Source organism: Neisseria sp. RH3002v2f, assembly GCF_014596375.1.
Classification (GTDB): Bacteria; Pseudomonadota; Gammaproteobacteria; order Burkholderiales; family Neisseriaceae; genus Neisseria; species Neisseria cinerea.
Genome location: NZ_MAYZ01000012.1, coordinates 123,748 through 142,516 on the forward strand (window position 1 = coordinate 123,748; position 18,769 = coordinate 142,516).

The following is an 18,769-nucleotide window of genomic DNA, read 5'->3' on the forward strand; positions in this document are numbered from 1 at the left end:
AGAAAAATGCCGTCTGAACGTTCAGACGGCATTTTCTTTTTTGGGTTATGCGGATACCCGGTTGGCCTCCCTGATAAAGGCGGCGACTTTGGCGGCATCTTTTTTTCCTTTCGATGCTTCCACGCCGCCGGATACGTCGACCGATTCCGCTCCGGTGATGCGGACGGCTTCGCCGACGTTTTCAGGGGTCAGCCCGCCGGCAAGCACCCACGGTTTGCCCGAATATTCCGCCAGCAGCGTCCAGTCGAAGCAGTGTCCCGTGCCGCCGTATTCCGAAGGGTGGTAGGCATCGAACAGAAGTGCCTGAGCGTTGGGAAAACGGTGGGCGGCGTTTTGGATGTCTGATGCCGTCTGAACACGAATGGCTTTAATATAGGGGCGGTCGAACTGCCGGCAGAATGCATCGTCTTCGTCGCCGTGGAATTGGATTAAGTGTATCGGTACTTCGGCAAGGATGCGGCGGATGTTTTGCGCACTTTCATTGACGAAAAGGGCGACAACGCTGACAAACGGCGGCAGTGCGGCGGTGATTTTTTGTGCTTTAATGATGTCGATAGCACGGGGGCTTTGGGGGTAAAAAACCAGTCCCAATGCGTCTGCGCCGGCGTGGGCGGCATACAGTGCGTCTTCCGGTGTGGTGATGCCGCAGATTTTGGTGCGGATTTTTCTCATGCGGTATTCCTTTATTTGGGAAACGGCGCGCTTGCACCGTTTCAGACGGCATTCCCGATCAGTCGATTTTGATGTATTCGACAGAAAGGATTTCAATTTCCTCACGCCCTTCAGGCGTGTTTAAAACCACTTCGTCGCCTTCGCGTGCTTTAATCAGACAACGAGCCAGCGGCGAAATCCAAGAAATTTTGTTTTGCGCGGTATCGATTTCATCGACGCCGACGATTTTGACGGTTTGCTCGCGTCCGTCGCCGCGCAACAGACCGACGGTCGCGCTGAAAAACACTTGGTCGGTCGCTTCGCGCAATTCGGGATCAACGACGACGGCAGCTTCCAAACGTTTGGTCAGGAAACGGATGCGGCGGTCGATTTCGCGCATACGGCGTTTGCCGTAAAGATAGTCGCCGTTTTCGCTGCGGTCGCCGTTGCCTGCCGCCCAGTTGACGATTTGGACGATTTCGGGGCGTTCTTTATTGACCAGCTGATACAGCTCGTCTTTCAATGCCTGCCAGCCGGCGGGCGTAATGTAGTTTTTGGTTTCGGTACTCATATCGTGTGCGGATGAAACGGGAAATGAGATTCTTACATGGAAAATGCCGTCTGAAAACCTGACGTTCGGATTTCAGACGGCATGGCATTTCAGAAAGCTTTATTCTTCGTCGCCGGCATCGCTGATGCTGATATTGTGTTCCATCCTGCTCGGATGGATTTTCAGACCGCCGCAGCCGGATTTCTCGGCAGAAAGCCGGTCAAGGTAGGTATCATCAATGTCGCCAGTTTGATAGATGCCGTTGAAACAGGACGAATCGAAGGATTCGATTTTCGGATTGAGTGCTTTGACGACGGCTTCCAAATCGCTCAAATTTTGGAAAACGATGCCGTCCGCGCCGATTTCGGCGGCAATTTCCGCTGCGCTGCGCCCGTTGGCAATCAACTCTTCGCGCGTGGGCATATCGATGCCGTACACATTGGGATAGCGCACTTCGGGTGCGGCGGAGGCGATATAGACTTTGCGCGCGCCAGCCGCGCGTACCATTTCGACGATTTCGCGGCTGGTCGTACCGCGTACGATGGAGTCGTCCACCAGCAACACGCTTTTGCCTTCAAATTCGGTTTCCATCGGGCTGAGTTTTTGGCGCACGGATTTTTTGCGCGTCGACTGACCGGGCATGATAAAGGTGCGGCCGATATAGCGGTTTTTAATCAAACCCTCGCGGTAGGGTTTGTTGAGGTGGACGGCAAGCTCCATTGCACTGGGGCGGCTGGTATCGGGAATGGGCATCACGACGTCGATGTCGTCCACGGGCAGCTCGCGTTTGATTTTTTCCGCCAGCGACACGCCCATGTCCATGCGCGACTGGTAAACGGACACGCCGTCAATCACGGAGTCGGGACGGGCAAAATAGACGTATTCAAAAAGGCAGGGGCTGAGTTTGGCGCGGTCGCTGCATTGGCGGGCAATCATTGTGCCGTCAAAGCCGATAAATACCGCTTCGCCCGGCCGGATATCGCGTTCCAAATCGTAGGCAAGCGCATTGAAGGCAACGGATTCGGAGGCGACGGCATAGGATTTTCTGCCGGTTTCATCGGTTTGCGAACCCAATGCCAGCGGGCGGATGCCGTAAGGATCGCGGAAGGCGACCATGCCGTAGCCCGCAATCATGGCAACCACGCCGTATGCGCCGCGCACCAGGCGGTGGACTTCGGCAACGGCGTTGAAAATATTGTCGATATTGAGCCGGTAAGGTTCGGCGTTTTTGGAGACTTCGCGACGCAGTTCGTGCGCGAATACGTTGAGCAAGACTTCGGAATCGGAGCTGGTGTTGACGTGGCGCAGGTGTTTGTTGCACACGTTTTCATAAAGTTCGGCAGTGTTGGTGAGGTTGCCGTTGTGCGCCAAAACGATGCCGAAAGGCGAGCTGACGTAGAAAGGCTGCGCCTCAGCGCTGCTGCCCGCGTTGCCCGCAGTAGGATAACGGACGTGGGCGATGCCGGCGTTGCCGACCAAATCGCGCATATTGCGTGTACGGAACACTTCGCGCACCATGCCTTTGCCTTTGTGCATATGGAACGTGCCGCCTTCGGCCGTTACAATGCCCGCCGCATCCTGTCCCCTGTGCTGCAACATCTGCAATCCGTCATATAGAAGCTGGTTTACCGGCTCATGACTGACCAAACCTAATACACCGCACATATCGTCTTCTCCGATTCGAGGTTTAAGGGTAAAACGGAATTATAAAGCAAACGGCGGTTTTTTGCCTGAATTGTTGACAATATTTGCGCGAAGGACAGATAGGTGGGTTTGCGGAGGATAAGATTTAATCTGTGATATGGCTGAGGAAAGGAAAAAACATTTCAGACGGCATAAAAGGGGATGCCGTCTGAAATGTCCGTATGGCAATCAATCGTCTTCCAAAGCCCCATGATTGTCGTCCGCATGGTTTAACACCGCTTCGGAAAGTGATACGAAAAACGGCAGGGTATAGGCATCCCGCCATTCGTCCGTATCGGGAAGGTCGGTTTTTGAAGCGAGCATGACCAGCAGGGTAACGGCCAATATCCCTTTTGCCGCACCGAATACGCCGCCCAAAATGCGGTTTGCAAAGCCCAAGCCGACGGAGGAAACTGCTTGTGTCAGCAGCGAGCGGAGTATTTTCTGTATCAGATAGGCGAGGATGAATAATGAAATAAACGACAATGCCAGTGCGAACAGGCGCGGCTGGAACGAGGCAAAGGCAATTTCTGCGAAGGAGGCGGCAAAGAATTTGGCAAAAAAGAAGGAAACCACCCATGCCACCATCGAACCTGCTTCCGCAATCACGCCGCGCATCGTGGAAATGACGATGCAGGCGGCGATGATGGCGAAGATGAGGATGTCGGCAACGGGGAGGTTATTCATTCGTTACCTGACCGGCGATACCGTGTACGCGCAATTTGTTCAAATCGCGTTCGGCATCTCTCGCGTTTTTATAGTTGCTTGATTTGACGCGGTAAACTTTGCCGTTGTCGGTCATGATTTCAGTAATGGTCGAGTCGATGCCGGCTGCCTTCATTTTGCGCTGGAGGCTCAAGGCGCGTTCTTTTTCGGCATAACCTGCCTGGATGGCGGATTTTTTACCGGATTTTTCGGATTTTTCTTTTTCGGCAGTTTTTCCGTGTTCGGCCGTTTTGGCTTTGTCTGCCTTGGATGCTGTTTCGTGTTTTTTACCGTCAGAACCCTCTTTTTCAACCGGTTTTTTGCTTTCAGCCTTATCAGATTTTTTCGGTTCTTTTACTGTTTTGTCTGATTTGGTTGAGTCCGATTTGCTTTTTTCGGGTAAGGTTTTGGGCTTCTCGGAGACTTTGTCGGCGGTTTTTTGTGCCGGCTCTTTGGTTTTGGGTTTGGATTCGGATGCGCGTTCCGTTTTTTGCGGTTTGGATTCGGCTGCCTGTTTCGGTTTTTCAGCCGTATCTTTGTTGTCAACCGTTACCTGCGCTTTTTCGGCTGCGCGTTGTTTTGCCTCCGCCTGTGCGGTTTTGGCAGCTTCTTCCTGTTGTAGTTTTTCGGATGCTTCCAAGCCTTTGATATTGCTGTCGTCGAGTCGGTCGTTGATGATGACCAATGGTGCGCCTACGTCTTCAGGTTCACTGATTCCGTTGTCGGCGGCAGGTGCTTGTTCTTCACCGGCCAGGTCTTGGGGTTTGTCGGCAGCAGGTTCTACACCTTCTGAGGCGGATTTTAAGGTCGGGGTTTGTACCGTGCTTGCCGCTTGGTTTTCCATGCTGCCTGTTTCTTCAGTTGGTGCGGCAGGGGGATTTTCGGCAGGATCGGAACTGAGTGCGGCCGCCAGCAACAGGCAGGAGGCGGCAACCAGGCAGCTTGCCGTTACGAGGCGGCGGCGGTTGCGCCGTTTGAGTTGTTCGTAACCGGTCAGGACTTCGTTTTGCTTGTTTTCGGACATGGAAGATTCCTTTTACAGTACCGACATGACATCGGCAACGGTATGAAATGAGCCGAATACGACGATTCTGTCGTTTTCGCCCGCTTTTGAGGCTGCCGCCCGGTATGCTTCGCGGACGGTGGCAAATGTCTGTATGTTTTCGATGCTGTGTTCGTGCAGTTTGTTTTGCAGGCTCTCGAGCGTCATGCCGCGCGGCACGTCCAAAGGCGCGATATACCATTCGTCAAACTGGTCTTTAACGATTTCCAACACTCCGTCTATGTCTTTGTCGGACAACATGCTGAACACGGCGGTGCGTTTTTGCGCAAACGCCAAATTAATCAGGCTGCGGCGCAGGGCGCGGGCGGCGTGGGGATTGTGTCCGACATCCAAAACGGTCAGCGGCCGGCCGGGCAGGACTTGGAAGCGGCCGGGGTTTTCAACCAGCAACAAACCGCGCTTGATGGCGCCGATGTCCACCGGCAATTTTTCGTTCAAACATTCCAACACGGTCAGCGCGCAGGCGGCATTGGAAAGTTGGTATGCGCCGCGCAATGCGGGGAACGGCAGGGAATTACGGTTGCGCGCGGGGTCGTCTGAATGCTGTGGATGGAAGCGGTAGTTCCATTGGATGTTTTCCAATGAGGAAAAATCGAAATCGCGCTGCACCATCAGCAGTTTCGCGCCTATGGCTTCGGCGTGTGCGACCAACGATTCGGGCGCGGGGTTTTGACCGCAGATTGCGGGTTTGCCGCTGCGGAACACGCCCGCTTTTTCAAAGCCGACCTGCTCGACCGTATTGCCCAAAAACGCCTGATGGTCCAAATCCACGCTGGTAACCACCGCGCAATCGCAGTCGAACACGTTGACCGCGTCCAAGCGTCCGCCCAAGCCGACTTCCAATATCATCACGTCAACCTGTTCGCGCATAAAGATGTCGATGGCCGCCAACGTATTGAATTCAAAATAAGTCAGCGATATTTCGCCGCGCGCCGCTTCGATGCGCTCGAAAGAGGCAATAATCGTATCGTCCGAAACGGGTTCGGCGTTGATGGCGATGCGTTCGTTGTAACGCAATAAATGCGGGCTGGTCAGCGTACCAACTTTGAAGCCTGCCTGTTTGTAAATCTGTGTCAGGTAGGCGCAGACCGAACCTTTACCGTTTGTTCCCGCGACAACGACGACGGGGCATTGCGGCTTGAGCTTCATGCGTTTTTTCACTTCGCTCGTGCGTTCCAAGCCCATGTCGATTAAGCCGCCGCTGTGTGCGGTTTCCAAATGCGAGAGCCAGTCTTGTAATGTTTTCATGTGTGTTCCGTTTTCAATGCCGTCTGAAATCAGTTTGGCGTATCGGTTTCGGCGTTTTTTCCCGGTTGCCGCCAAAGTACCCAGACTTTCAGCCTGCGGTAGGATTCTTTGTCCGACATGTCCGGCATGATGCAGTGGCTGACGGTCTTGCCGCCGGTGTCCCATTGCAGCATCAGTGCGTAAGGTGTCACCATGCTGCCGCCCGCCAGTGTCGCCGCCTTTGCTGTTTTTTCTCTGCCGGATACGATTTCCGCCCGTCCGTCTCGGTCGATAATGACGGAGGTTATGGCATAGCGGTTTTTCAGGTTTGTAATCCGCAGCGAGTGGATGAAACTTGCAAGCAGTGCCGACAGACCTAACCACATCATCCAGCCGTAAAACCAAGTCAGGCAGACGGCAATGGAAGCCGAGTGGAGCAATATGGTCAGGATGTTCAGAATGCGGGACGGCTTTAATGCCGTCTGAAAGGCGCGCACGGCGTTACATCATATTGTCGAACACGGGGGTAATGTTCAATTCCGCTTCTTCCATGTCCAACACCATATCGTGGATTTCGGTATCGAAAAACTCCCAAAACGCTTTCAGGCTCATGTCTTGCGGCCATTTATCCTTATCGATGTCCCAACCTGCCAGCTCCGCTTCAAAAATCTGGCGGTAGCGTTCGTCGAAATAGGCAATCACGGCTTCCGGCTCGTCAAATTGCGGTACGAGGAAGACGGAGCAGTTGAGGCGGATCTGTTCGACAGTCAGATCGGGCATGTTTTCATCGGCAGATTTGAGCCATTCTAAAAAACGGGCGGTCGGCTTGAGGACGACTGCGGTACGGTCAACAAAATACATGGTGTGCTTTCTCGGTGGTAACAGTGGGGCAATGCCGTCTGAACGACTTTTCTCCGGGCGGTACGGTATCAGTGGGTCATGACCTGTTGCAGGAATTGTTTGGCGCGTTCGTGTTTCGGGTTGGTAAAAAACGCTTCGGGCGTTTCGTCTTCGAGGATTTGCCCTTTATCGACAAAAAGCACCCGGTCGGCAACTTCGCGGGCAAAACCCATTTCGTGGGTTACGCACATCATGGTCATGCCGCTTTCTGCCAAGTCTTTCATGACTTTTAATACCTCGCCGACCATTTCGGGGTCGAGTGCGGAGGTCGGTTCGTCAAACAACATCACGCGCGGTTCCATCGCCAACCCGCGCGCAATCGCCACGCGTTGCTGCTGGCCGCCGGAAAGTTGGGAAGGGAAGGCGTCTTTTTTGTGCGCCAGTCCGACGCGTTCCAAAAGCTCCATCGCCTTTTTCTCCGCTTGTTCCGCATTTTGACCTTTAACCTTCATCGGTGCGAGGATGATGTTTTCCAATACGGTCAGGTGGGGGTAGAGGTTGAAGCCTTGGAACACGAAGCCGACTTCTTCGCGGATTTTGTTTAAATCGGTTTTGGGGTCGGCAACGTTGACGCCGTCCACCCAAATCTCGCCGCTTTCAATGCTTTCGAGCTGGTTGACGGTGCGGATGAGTGTGGATTTGCCGCTGCCCGAAGGCCCGCAGACGACGACCACTTCGCCTTTTTTGATTTCCAAGTTCACGCCGTTGATGACGTGCAGGTCTTTGAAATGTTTGTGTACGTTTTTGAATTTGATCATGTCTTTTCTTTCAGACGGCATTTGCCGTTGCAGGTTGTCGTTACGGGAGATCCATATGATGAGGCGTGTAGCGTCTGCCGTCAAAAAAACGGTCGTTCGGATTGGTCAGGCAGGCTGCAAGCGGCAGTATCAGGGTAAAAGCAGGTATTTCTTCATCGGCTTACTCCCTTTTCAGACGGCATCGGCTTTCCCGGTCAGATAATTGCTCAACGCTACGTATTTTTCCGGCGCGATGTGTTCGGCGCGGTCTTGCGGATTGATGCCGACTGCCTGCAAATTATCGTCGCCTGCAAGCTCTTTCAGATTGTTGCGTATGGTTTTGCGGCGTTGGTGGAAGGCGAGTTTCACGAGTTTGGCGAAATGCTCGAAATCGTCCGCCTTGCCGATACGGTGTTTCACCGGAATCATGCGCACCACTGCGGAATCCACTTTCGGTGCGGGGTCGAACGATTCGGGCGGTACGTCAATCAGCAGCTCCATATCGAAAAAATATTGCAGCATCACGCCCAAGCGGCCGTAGTCGTTGCTTTTCGGCGCGGCAACCATGCGCTCGACCACTTCTTTTTGCAGCATAAAGTGCATATCGACGACATCGTCCGCCACCTCCGCCAGCTTGAACAAAAGCGGCGTGGAAATGTTGTACGGCAGGTTGCCAACGATTTTCTTTTTGCCTGCGATGCCGTTGAAATCAAACTGCAATACATCACCTTCGTGAATCACCAGTTTATCTGCAAACGGCAGCGTTTTCAGACGGTATACGATGTCGCGGTCGATTTCGATAACGTGCAGGCGGTTCAGTTTTTTTGCCAAAGGTTCGGTAATCGCCGCTAAACCCGGGCCGATTTCAATCACGACATCATCCGCCTGCGGGCGTACGGCGTTGACAATATCGCTGATGATCCGCGTGTCTTGTAAAAAGTTCTGCCCGAAACGCTTGCGGGCTTTGTGTTCTTTCATCGGGTTTCCTTGCCCGGTGCAACCGGTTTTGAGGATACGGGCCGGATTTTTGGGAAGGTGTCCCTTCCGATTCGGGGTAATCCGGCAAGCCGTATGGACATCTTGTTCGGCATTTAAATGTGAATATGTTTACAATATCGGTTTGATGTGGACATTGTAACCGAAAACGGCGGGGCTTGATAATGCTGTTTTGTTCGGCCTTATCCGTTGGTTTGGTATTTTTACGGTTGGATACTGTATGAGGACTTATCTGATTCATGTGAAGCTGCTGGGTATGGCGGTATTATGGGGTGCATCTTGGCCTATGGGCAGGATATTGGGGCAGTCCCTGCCGCCGTTGACGGGCGGGGCGGTCAGGTTTCTGCTGGCTTCAGTTTTGCTGTCGGGTTGGTTGTTTGCGCGCAGCAGGTTTGCGGCTTTGTCGGCTTTGTCGTCGCGGCAATGGCTGGGTTTGGCGGTTGCCGCCTTGTTCGGCGTGTGCGGGTATGCCGTATTCTTTATGTTGGGCCTGCAGCAGATGCCGGCCGGCAAAGCCGCGGTCGTCATGAGCGTGAACCCGGTGTTGACACTGCTGTTGGCGGTGTGGTTGTTCGGGGAATATTTGAATATGAAAATCCTGACGGGTATGTTGCTGACCGTCGGCGGTGCGGTCACTGCGGTTACGCAGGGTAATCCGGCAGCGGTGCTGGCGGACGGGTTGAAGCCCGGGGAATGGCTGATTTTCGGATGCGTGGTTTGCTGGTCAGCTTATACGTTGATAGGGCGCAAGGTTTTGCGCGGGATTGATGCGCTGACGGTTGCCGCGGTTACGTCGATGTCCGGTGCGCTGATGTTGTCCGCTGTGGCATGGTTTGCGGAAGGTTTGCCGCTTGGGGCGGTAGCGGTCATGGATGGACGCGGCTGGTTTGCATTGCTGTGGTTGGCGGTCGGTGCGACTGTTTTAGCGTATGCGTGGTATTTTGAAGGCGTGAAAGTATTGGGGGCGGGCGGTGCGTCTGTTTATGTAACATTGGTACCGATTTTCGGTATGTTGTGTTCGGTCTGGTTTTTGGGGGAGCCGCTGCATATTTCTTTGGCGGCGGGTTGTGCGGCTGCAGCCGGCGGCATGATTTTGATACATTTGGGACAAAATGCCGCCTGAAGCGGGTGGCCGGGTATATGGGGTGAAAATGGAAAATAATGCGGTCGGGTTGGAAATTGAAAGTTATCCGTTCGATCCCGTTTTGCCGAACGGGGCATCGGTCATGATGATGGGGACGTTTCCGCCCAAGGAAGACAAACGCGCGATGCAGTTTCATTATCCGAATTTCCAAAACGATATGTGGCGCGTTTACGGGCTGGTGTTTTTTAACGATGCGGCGCATTTTCAGATGCCGTCTGAAAAAGCATTCGACGGATGCAGGATAAGGGATTTCCTGAACAGGGCGGGGATAGCGTCCTGTCCGACCGTGTTGAAGGCGGCAAGGGAACACGGCAATGCGTCCGACAAGTTTTTAAAGGTAGTCGAAACCGTCGATTTGGCGGCGGTGTTGGCAAAAATACCCCGGTGCCGCCATATTTGTACGACGGGCGGCAAGGCGACGGAAATCCTGCTCGATATTCAGGGTGGCGGCATCAAAATGCCGAAAACGGGCGAAACTGTGCCGTTTCCGTTTGCCGGACGGGATTTGACCCTGACCCGCCTGCCTTCGACTTCGCGCGCTTATCCTTTGAGTTTAGCGAAAAAGGCGGCGGCGTATCGGGCGTTTTTCGAAATGGCGGGTTTGTGTGAAAAACAGTTATAATTGCCGACAATTTCCCGTTCAGACGGCATGTTTGCAAAAAAATGGAGAGGCCGTCTGAAAATTTGAAGCACAAGGAAGAAATCCGATGAAAAACTACCATGCGCCCGATGAGAAGGGCTTTTTCGGCGAACACGGCGGCCTGTATGTTTCCGAAACCCTGATTCCGGCTTTGCAAGAATTGGCAGAAGCCTATAAAGCAGCGAAAGAAGATCCTTCATTTTGGGAAGAGTTCCGCCATGATTTGAAACACTACGTCGGCAGACCCAGCCCCGTTTACCATGCCGCGCGATTGTCCGAGCATTTGGGCGGCGCACAAATCTGGTTGAAGCGTGAAGACTTGAACCACACCGGCGCGCACAAAGTCAACAACACTATCGGTCAGGCATTGCTCGCCCGCCGCATGGGCAAAAAACGCGTCATAGCCGAAACCGGCGCGGGGCAGCACGGCGTGGCTTCCGCCACCGTCGCCGCCCGCTTCGGCATGACTTGCGACGTGTACATGGGCGCGGACGATATTCAACGCCAAATGCCGAATGTGTTCCGTATGAAGCTGCTTGGCGCGAATGTCGTCGGCGTTGACAGTGGCAGCCGTACATTGAAAGACGCGATGAACGAAGCCATGCGCGAATGGGTTGCCCGAGTGGACGACACGTTCTACATCATCGGTACTGCCGCCGGCCCCGCTCCGTATCCCGAAATGGTGCGCGATTTCCAATGCGTCATCGGCAATGAAGCCAAAGAACAAATGTTGGAAGCCATCGGTCGCCAACCTGATGTTGCCGTTGCCTGCGTGGGCGGCGGCTCAAACGCCATCGGTTTGTTCCATCCCTATATCGAAGAAGAAAACGTACGTTTGGTCGGCGTGGAAGCCGGCGGTTTGGGTGTGGATACGCCTGACCACGCCGCGCCGATTACTTCGGGCGCACCGATTGGCGTACTGCACGGTTTCCGCAGCTATCTGATGCAGGACGAAAACGGCCAGGTTTTGGGTACGCACTCTGTTTCCGCAGGCTTGGATTACCCCGGCATCGGCCCGGAACACAGCCATCTGCACGACATCAAGCGCGTCGAATACACCGTTGCCAAAGACGACGAAGCACTCGAAGCCTTTGATTTGCTCTGTCGTTTTGAGGGCATTATTCCTGCGCTGGAATCCAGCCATGCCGTTGCTTGGGCGGTGAAAAATGCGCCGAAAATGGGCAAAGACCAAGTGATTCTGGTCAACCTCTCCGGTCGCGGCGACAAAGACATTAATACCGTGGCGAAACTCAAAGGCATTGAGCTGTAGCTTTGTCAGTTTGATAAAAATGCCGTCTGAAGCCTGGTTTCAGACGGCATTTTTACGAACTTTCCTTTATGACGGCTTTTCGGATTTGCTTTATTATCCGTTTATTTTTGAAATATCGGGGGTGGGGAGACGTGTTCCGTCGTTGGTTTTTGCCGTGTTGGGTCGTCGGCGTGGCAGTTTCGTTCGCACTGCCGGTTGTACCGCATTGGCTGTTTTGGTTGGCGGCTTTTGCGGTTTTTGCTGTGTCTGCAAGGCGGTTTGGATTTGCCGGTTTGATGTTGTGTGTTTTGGCGGGTGCTGCCTACGGTGTGTTCAGGACGGAGGCGGCATTGTCTTCCCAATGGCGGGCGGAGGCGGTTTCGGGTGTGCCGCTGACGGTGGAAGTGGCAGATATGCCGAGTTCGGACGGGTGGAGCGTCCGTTTTGCGGCAAAAGCCGTAGACAGCGAGGGACGGCGGTTTGACTTGTTGCTGTCTGATTATAAGCAACGTGAGTGGAAGGTCGGGAGCAAGTGGCGGATAACGGCGCGCGTGCGCCCTGTCGTAGGGGAATTGAACCTTAGGGGGCTGAACCGTGAGGCGTGGGCATTATCCAACGGGATAGGCGGCGTGGGAACGGTCGGTGCGGACAGGGTTTTGCTGCATGACGGAAGCGGTTGGGGGATTGCGGTTTGGCGCAGCCGCATCAGCCGCAATTGGCAGCAGGCGGATGCGGATGGCGGGCTTTCAGACGGCATCGGGCTGATGCGCGCGTTGAGTGTGGGCGAACAGTCGGCATTGCGCCCCGAATTGTGGCAGGCGTTCCGACCGTTGGGGCTGACTCATCTGGTCAGTATCTCGGGTTTGCACGTTACGATGGTGGCGGTACTGTTTGCGTGGCTGGTCAGGCGGTTGTTTGTTTGTCTGCCGCGCCTTCCTTCCCGGCCACGCGTGTGGATTTTGGCAGGCGGTTGTGCCGGTGCGCTGTGTTACGCGCTGCTTGCGGGTTTTTCCGTACCGACGCAGCGCAGCGTTTTGATGTTGGCGGCATTCTCGTGGGCGTGGCGTAATGGCAGGCGTTCGGTTTGGGCGGCATGGTGGCAGGCTTTGGGTGCCGTTTTGTTGTTTGATCCTTTGGCGGTTTTAGGTGTCGGTACCTGGCTGTCTTTCGGTTTGGTTGCGGCTTTGATATGGGCGTGTTCGGGGCGGCTGGGTGAGGATAGGCGGAAAACCGCCGTGCGCGGACAATGGGCGGCATCGGTATGTTCTGTGGTTCTGCTCGGCTATCTGTTTGCCTCTCTGCCTTTAATCAGCCCTTTGGTCAATGCGGTGGCGATACCGTGGTTTTCTTGGGTTCTGACGCCGCTGGCATTGCTGGGTTCGGTCGTGCCGTTTGCGCCGCTTCAGCAGGCGGCAGCATTCTTGGCAGAATATACTTTGCGGTTTTTGGTATGGCTTGCCGGCGTGTCGCCGGAGTTTGCCGTTGCTGCCGCACCTTTTCCGCTGTTGGTTTTGGCATTATGCGCCGCCTTGTTTGTCCTTTTGCCGCGCGGTTTGGGTTTGCGTCCGTGGTCGGCGGCGGTTCTGGCCGGATTTGTGTTTTACCGTCCTGAGGCGGTACGTGGAAACAGTGCGGAAGTCATCGTTTGGGATGCGGGTCAGGGTTTGTCGGTGCTGGTACGGACGGCAAATCATCATCTTTTGTTTGATACCGGAACTGCATCGGCGGCGCAGACGGGGATTGTGCCGAGCCTGAATGCGTCGGGCGTACGGTACTTGGACAGGTTGGTGATTTCCCATCATGACAGCGATCATGACGGCGGTTTGCAGGCGGTGAGGAATATTCCCGATGGCGGAATGTATGCCGGACAGCCGGAATTTTATGAGGGCGCGCGGGCCTGTACGGAGCAGTATTGGCAGTGGGACGGCGTGGATTTTGAGTTTTTGGTGCCGCCTGAACGCAATGAGTCGGACGACAACGGGAAAAGCTGCGTACTCCGCGTAACGGCCGGCGGTGCGGCTTTGCTGGTAACCGGCGATTTGGATACGAAGGGCGAGGAAAGCTTGGTCGGCAAGTATGGCGGCAACCTGTACAGCCAGGTGTTGGTGTTGGGGCATCACGGCAGTAATTCATCATCTTCAGGCGTGTTCCTGAATACGGTTGCACCCGAATATGCTGTTTCATCCAGTGGTTATGGCAATGCCTACAAACATCCGACCGAGGCGGTGCAGAACCGTGTCCGCGCACACGGCATCAAGTTGTTGCGGACGGATTTGTCGGGTGCGCTGGTATTTGGTTTGAGTCAAGATGGTGTGAAGGCAGGTCGTCTCAAAAATTATCGGTTTTATTGGCAGAGAAAGCCGTTTGAGTGAATGACGGTTTGGGCTGAAACGGAAAATGCCGTCTGAAAGGGTTTCAAACGGCATCCGGACATCGGTGCGGAATCAGTGCCAGTAACGCCACCAGGGCATATCGTCAGACCGCCACGGCTGCTTTAAGAACGGGCTTTTCGGAAAGTTGGCTTCCAAAACGCGGTGTGTATCGGCGGCAAGCTGGGGCTTGTCCAACTTCTTGTAGGCAAGTTCCAATATGGCCAGTGATTCTTCGACATAGCGTGTATTTTGATAGCTGCCGATAATTTTTTGGGCGCGGTTGGCGGCGGCGATATATGCGCCGCGTTTCATGTAATAACGCGCTACCGACATTTCATTGCCGCCCAAAGCATCGACCAGTTTGATCATGCGTGCGGTCGCATCGGCGGCGTATTTGCTGTTCGGGAAGCGTTGGACGAGTTCCGCAAAGGCCTGATATGCTTCGCGGTTGGCTTTCGGGTCGCGGTCGGACCAGTCTTGCGAGGCAAGCTTGTTCAAGAAAGACTGATCTTCGTTGAACAGTACTAAACCGCGCAGGTATAGCGCGTAGTCCATATTCGGGTGTTGAGGGTGAAGGCGGCGGAAGCGGTCAATGGCGGCCAGCGCCTTATCCTTCTCATCATCTTTATAGTAGGCGTATGCCGTATCCAGTTGGGATTGCTGGGCATGGCGGCTGGTAGGGAAGCGCGATTCCAAGATTTCGTATAATTTGACAGCTCGCGTATAATTGCTGCTGTTCAGCTCGTCCTGGGCTTCGGCATAGAGTTTTTCCACACTCCAGTCTTGGGTAATCTGGGCATCTTTATCTACCGTACCTTTGGTGGCACAGGCACTCAGTGCCAAACCTAATGAAACCGTTAAAAGAATTTTTTTCATGCAGAATACTTCCTTTGATAATGAATCCGATTATAGCGATGATTCAGACTTTGTGTCAGCCCCGGAAACCGAAAACTGTATTTGTCTGACTGTTCCGCTCGAGCTTGCCGGCGGGCGGTTGGATGCGGTATTGGCAAAACTTCTGCCAGACTATTCGCGCAGCCGGTTGACATCATGGATTAGAGAAGGCGCGGTTATTGTAAACGATAAACCTTCGCAACCCAAAGACAAAATGATAGGCGGTGAGCAAATCCGTGTAACCGTCCGTCCGAGTGAGGAAAATCTGGCGTTTGTTCCAGAGCCTATGGCTTTGGACATCGTCTACGAAGACGATACCGTCATCGTCGTCAACAAATCGGCCGGACTGGTCGTCCACCCGGCCGCAGGAAACTGGAGCGGTACCCTGCTCAACGGCCTGTTGGCGCACTGTCCCGAATTGAGCCAAGTACCGCGCGCGGGCATCGTACACCGTTTGGACAAAGAAACCAGCGGCCTGATGGTGGTCGCCAAAACCTTGCCGGCGCAAAATTCCCTCGTGCAACAGCTTCAAGAGCGCACGGTCAAACGCATTTACCGCGCCGTCGCCAACGGTATCGTTCCCTTTGACGGTAAAATCGAAACCCAAATCGGACGCGATCCGCACAACCGCCTGAAAATGGCAGTCGTTAAATTCGGCGGCAAACCAGCCGTTACACACGTCAAAGTGTTGGAACGCTATCTTGCCCACAGCTATATCGAATGTTCGCTCGAGACAGGCAGGACGCACCAAATCCGCGTCCATATGCGCGAGGCCAACCATCCGCTTGCCGCCGACCCGGTTTACGGCAACCTGCGCCATCCGTGCAGCGAACCGGTGAAAGAAGCAGTTAAAAGTCTGGGCGCGCGTCAGGCATTGCACGCCTACCGCTTGAGTTTCGTCCATCCGAAAACCGGCGAAACCGTTTCCTTCGAAGCCCCGATTCCCGATGATATGTATCACCTGCTGTCCGTATTGCGCCTCGAAGCCGGTTTGGATTCCTCCTTGGACAATGAAGAAGAATGGCAGGACAAACTCGGCGCGGATGACGACGATGATTGGAACGAAGACGACTACGATGTCGAAGTGGTTTATGTAAGGGAGTGAGGCGGCTTGAAAGGCGGGGCGAACGCAGGCAGCCGAATCGGAGCAGCCGGGCAATCGTCTCCGCCGATTTCAAACAAAGGCCGTCTGAAGGGGCCGGGCAGAAACCGCCGGTTTCGTTTGCCCCGTTCAGACGGCATTATGATGAAAGGCGTTTAGGGTTTTTTATGTTTACTGGCTTTGGCCGCCCAATAAGTTGCCAGCAGCGAGCCGGAGATATTGTGCCACACGCTGAACAATGCGCTGGGAACGGCAACAACCGGCGCGGCGGCAAAGTGTGCGGCGGCAAGGGCGGCGCCTAAGCCTGAGTTTTGCATACCGACTTCGATGGCCAGCGTTTTTTGTGCATCATAAGGCAGGCCGGTCCATTTGGCGGCAAAGAAACCGAGCAGGTAGCCGATGCCGTTGTGGAGTACGACAATCGCAAAAATCAGCAGGCCGCTTTCCATAATCTTGCCTTTGCTTGCCCCGACTACCGCGCCGATAATCAGCACGATGGCGGCAACGGAAACCAGCGGCAGCGCATCGGTCAGCTTTTCGGTTTTACTGCCCAAAACCTTATGGACAATCAAACCCAAAACAATGGGGAGTAAAACCATTTTGACGATGGACATCAACATACCGGCCGCTTGGATTTCCAACATTTCGCCGGCAAGCATCAGGAAGATGGCGGGAGTCAGCAATGGGGAAATCAGGGTGGAAACAGACGTAACGGCAACCGATAAAGCCACATTGCCACGCGCCAGATAGGTCATCACATTGGAAGCCGTACCGCCCGGGCAGCAGCCGACCAAAATCACGCCGACCGCGATTTCGGCAGGCAGGTCCAACAGTTTGGACAGCAGCCAGGCGGTTGCCGGCATAATGGCGAATTGTGCGATTACGCCGATGATGACGGCTTTGGGATGTTTGAACAAAATATCGAAGTCGGAAGGTTTGAGCGTCAAACCCATACCGAACATAATAATGCCCAACAGCCAAGGAATATAAGGCCCCGCCCATTTGAAGGTGTCGGGCGCGAAAAAAGCGGCGGCAGCAAAGAGCGCGGCCCAGAGGGAAAATGTTTTTCCGATAAAGCTGCTGATTTTACTGAGGATATTCATAATAATGCGTTGCGTGTTTGTTTTTAAGGGAAGGCAAGCATACACGCCTTAACCTTAATTTGCAAAATAACCGTGCCTAAACAATGCCGTCTGAAAGTGGAGATTAGTTTTCAGACGGCATCGCCCGAGAGGTGTCGGAAACGGACTGCATCCGGTTGAAACCCGTCTGTTTATGGCGATAGAATCTAATCGGAGGGTAGTCTCGTTCGGGCAACACGCAGTGCGGTGCTTGATGTGCCATCCCCTGTTGAAACATATAAAGCTCGGAGAAAGTATATAAGGGCATCATTCCTGCACCGGCAAGAATCCGAACCTGAACGTTTGGAAACAATCCCGAATCTCCGAATTCCCGCCTGTGCGGGAATGACGAAAAAACAAGCATCCATTTGCCCCGAAGGCAGTTAATCAACCCTTTCCGCCACACACCTATTCCAATATCCAATGAAAACCATCACAGAAACCCTAAACCTCGTCCCGCAGGACAAAGATTTCCTGATTGCCGACTGGCCTGCGCCCGCCAATGTCAAAACCTTGATTACCACGCGCAACGGCGGCGTGAGCCAAGGTGTGTATCAGAGTTTGAACCTCGGTTCGCACGTGGGCGATAATCCCGATGCCGTACAACGTAATCGTGAAATTGTGCAGGAACAGGTCGGGCTGCCCGTCGCCTACCTCAATCAAATTCACAGCACCATTGTCGTCAATGCTGTCGAAGCGTTAGGCAACACACCCGATGCAGACGCTTCGGTGGACAACACGGGCAAAGCCGCCTGTGCCGCGATGACTGCCGACTGCCTGCCTGTCTTGTTCTGCGACAAAGCCGGTACGGTCGTTGCTGCCGCACACGCCGGCTGGCGCGGTTTGGCGGGCGGCGTATTGCAAAACACCATAGCCGCGATGAAGGTTCCGCCCGTCGAAATTATGGCGTATCTCGGTCCCGCCATCAGTGCGGATGCGTTTGAAGTCGGACAAGACGTGTTCGACGCATTTTGCGCGCCCATGCCCGAAGCCGCGGATGCATTCGAAGACATCGGCGGCGGTAAGTATCTTGCCGACATCTACGCGTTGGCGCGTTTGGTTCTGCGCCGCGAAGGGGTGAACATGATTTACGGCGGCACGCATTGTACCGTCTTGGAACGCGACACTTTCTTCTCCTACCGCCGTGACGGGATGACGGGTCGCATGGCGAGCCTGATTTGGCTGGATAGGAATGCCGTCTGAAAATACCGCTGATATAATCTACCGACTTTGTGCTTTTGAGAAAGGCAAAATATGAACAAAATATTGCTTACCGCCGCGGTGCTGATGTTGGGCGCATGCGGTTTCCATTTGAAAGGCCGGAGCGGCGCTTTGCATACGCCTGCCTATAAAAACTGGCACATTGAAGGCGGTCAGGCATTGCAGTTTCCTTTGGAAACCGCGCTTCATCAGGTCTCGGTCCGTGTTACGGATACCGGCGGCGCACCGATGACCCTGCGTATCAACAATATTTCCCAGCGCAAGGAGACCTATACCATCACCCGTGCGGCGGCGATTAACGAATATCTCTTGGTGCTGACGGTTGAAGCACAGGTGCTGAAACACGGCGAACCTGTGGGTAGACCGATGACTGTTTTCGTCCGCCGTATTTTGGATTATTCGGACAATGAGATTTTGGGCAAACAGGAAGAAGAAGAAACCCTGTGGGCAGAAATGCGGCAGGATGCCGCCGAACAAATTGTCCGCCGCCTGACCTTCCTAAAGGCAGAATAAA

Annotated in this window: 19 protein-coding genes; 7 read left to right on the forward strand and 12 right to left on the reverse strand. The window is 54.2% G+C overall.

Annotated elements, in window-relative coordinates:
- Window positions 1-45 precede the first annotated feature (45 nt).
- From BBW69_RS01355 to rsmA, 10 genes are all read right to left on the reverse strand, one after another.
- Window positions 46-672: a phosphoribosylanthranilate isomerase gene (locus BBW69_RS01355; protein ID WP_107996856.1), complete on the reverse strand. Its 627-nt coding sequence runs from the start codon at window positions 670-672 to the stop codon at window positions 46-48.
- A gap of 58 nt (window positions 673-730) precedes the next feature.
- Window positions 731-1,222: a transcription elongation factor GreB gene (greB, locus tag BBW69_RS01360; RefSeq protein WP_003675566.1), complete on the reverse strand. Its 492-nt coding sequence runs from the start codon at window positions 1,220-1,222 to the stop codon at window positions 731-733.
- A gap of 99 nt (window positions 1,223-1,321) precedes the next feature.
- Window positions 1,322-2,866 (reverse strand): amidophosphoribosyltransferase, encoded by a 1,545-nt coding sequence (purF, locus tag BBW69_RS01365; protein WP_107859274.1) that lies wholly within the window; start codon window positions 2,864-2,866, stop codon window positions 1,322-1,324.
- A gap of 207 nt (window positions 2,867-3,073) precedes the next feature.
- On the reverse strand, window positions 3,074-3,571 hold the full coding sequence (locus tag BBW69_RS01370) for a CvpA family protein (protein WP_188210161.1): 498 nt from the start codon (window positions 3,569-3,571) through the stop codon (window positions 3,074-3,076).
- Window positions 3,564-4,613 carry a cell division protein FtsN gene (gene ftsN, locus BBW69_RS01375; protein ID WP_188210162.1) on the reverse strand — a complete coding sequence of 350 codons (1,050 nt, stop codon included), beginning with the start codon at window positions 4,611-4,613 and terminating at the stop codon, window positions 3,564-3,566. The genes BBW69_RS01370 and ftsN overlap by 8 nt, the downstream gene beginning before the upstream one ends.
- Window positions 4,614-4,625: 12 nt before the next feature.
- Window positions 4,626-5,900: a bifunctional tetrahydrofolate synthase/dihydrofolate synthase gene (gene folC, locus BBW69_RS01380; RefSeq protein ID WP_188210163.1), complete on the reverse strand. Its 1,275-nt coding sequence runs from the start codon at window positions 5,898-5,900 to the stop codon at window positions 4,626-4,628.
- 29 nt (window positions 5,901-5,929) lie between these two features.
- On the reverse strand, window positions 5,930-6,376 hold the full coding sequence (locus tag BBW69_RS01385) for a protein YgfX (protein WP_188210164.1): 447 nt from the start codon (window positions 6,374-6,376) through the stop codon (window positions 5,930-5,932).
- A 4-nt stretch (window positions 6,377-6,380) separates the two neighbouring features.
- Complete coding sequence (locus tag BBW69_RS01390) at window positions 6,381-6,740, reverse strand: hypothetical protein (RefSeq protein ID WP_107996862.1); 360 nt, start codon at window positions 6,738-6,740, stop codon at window positions 6,381-6,383.
- A gap of 68 nt (window positions 6,741-6,808) precedes the next feature.
- Window positions 6,809-7,537, reverse strand: coding sequence for an amino acid ABC transporter ATP-binding protein (locus tag BBW69_RS01395; protein ID WP_107859268.1), 729 nt, complete (start codon window positions 7,535-7,537; stop codon window positions 6,809-6,811).
- Window positions 7,538-7,708: 171 nt separating this feature from the next.
- Window positions 7,709-8,494, reverse strand: coding sequence for a 16S rRNA (adenine(1518)-N(6)/adenine(1519)-N(6))-dimethyltransferase RsmA (rsmA, locus tag BBW69_RS01400; RefSeq protein ID WP_188210165.1), 786 nt, complete (start codon window positions 8,492-8,494; stop codon window positions 7,709-7,711).
- Window positions 8,495-8,732: 238 nt separating this feature from the next.
- On the opposite strand from rsmA, the gene BBW69_RS01405 reads away from it, so the two are divergent.
- The 4 genes from BBW69_RS01405 to BBW69_RS01420 all read left to right on the forward strand — a co-directional run bounded on the left by BBW69_RS01405 (window position 8,733) and on the right by BBW69_RS01420 (window position 13,917).
- The gene (locus tag BBW69_RS01405) at window positions 8,733-9,635 is read left to right on the forward strand and encodes a DMT family transporter (protein ID WP_108043257.1); all 903 of its coding nucleotides are present in this window, start codon (window positions 8,733-8,735) and stop codon (window positions 9,633-9,635) included.
- Window positions 9,625-10,278 (forward strand): hypothetical protein, encoded by a 654-nt coding sequence (locus BBW69_RS01410; RefSeq protein ID WP_003675555.1) that lies wholly within the window; start codon window positions 9,625-9,627, stop codon window positions 10,276-10,278. The genes BBW69_RS01405 and BBW69_RS01410 overlap by 11 nt, the downstream gene beginning before the upstream one ends.
- Window positions 10,279-10,363: 85 nt before the next feature.
- Window positions 10,364-11,566 carry a tryptophan synthase subunit beta gene (trpB, locus tag BBW69_RS01415; protein ID WP_188210166.1) on the forward strand — a complete coding sequence of 401 codons (1,203 nt, stop codon included), beginning with the start codon at window positions 10,364-10,366 and terminating at the stop codon, window positions 11,564-11,566.
- 131 nt (window positions 11,567-11,697) lie between these two features.
- Window positions 11,698-13,917, forward strand: coding sequence for a DNA internalization-related competence protein ComEC/Rec2 (locus BBW69_RS01420; RefSeq protein WP_188210167.1), 2,220 nt, complete (start codon window positions 11,698-11,700; stop codon window positions 13,915-13,917).
- A gap of 72 nt (window positions 13,918-13,989) precedes the next feature.
- On the opposite strand, the gene BBW69_RS01425 is transcribed toward BBW69_RS01420, so the two are convergent.
- Entirely contained in the window at window positions 13,990-14,793 is an 804-nt protein-coding gene (locus tag BBW69_RS01425; RefSeq protein ID WP_003675549.1) for an outer membrane protein assembly factor BamD, read from the reverse strand.
- On the opposite strand from BBW69_RS01425, the gene rluD reads away from it, so the two are divergent.
- Window positions 14,792-15,916 (forward strand): 23S rRNA pseudouridine(1911/1915/1917) synthase RluD, encoded by a 1,125-nt coding sequence (gene rluD / locus BBW69_RS01430; RefSeq protein ID WP_188210168.1) that lies wholly within the window; start codon window positions 14,792-14,794, stop codon window positions 15,914-15,916. The genes BBW69_RS01425 and rluD overlap by 2 nt on opposite strands.
- Window positions 15,917-16,068: 152 nt before the next feature.
- Here the strand turns inward: rluD and BBW69_RS01435 are convergent, their stop codons facing one another.
- The gene (locus BBW69_RS01435) at window positions 16,069-17,016 is read right to left on the reverse strand and encodes a bile acid:sodium symporter family protein (RefSeq protein ID WP_188210169.1); all 948 of its coding nucleotides are present in this window, start codon (window positions 17,014-17,016) and stop codon (window positions 16,069-16,071) included.
- 441 nt (window positions 17,017-17,457) lie between these two features.
- On the opposite strand from BBW69_RS01435, the gene pgeF reads away from it, so the two are divergent.
- Both pgeF and lptE read left to right on the forward strand, forming a co-directional pair.
- Window positions 17,458-18,237, forward strand: a complete 780-nt coding sequence (gene pgeF / locus BBW69_RS01440; protein ID WP_107960064.1) for a peptidoglycan editing factor PgeF — start codon at window positions 17,458-17,460, stop codon at window positions 18,235-18,237.
- A 51-nt stretch (window positions 18,238-18,288) separates the two neighbouring features.
- On the forward strand, window positions 18,289-18,768 hold the full coding sequence (lptE, locus tag BBW69_RS01445; protein WP_188210170.1) for an LPS assembly lipoprotein LptE: 480 nt from the start codon (window positions 18,289-18,291) through the stop codon (window positions 18,766-18,768).
- The last annotated feature ends 1 nt before the right edge of the window (window position 18,769 follow it).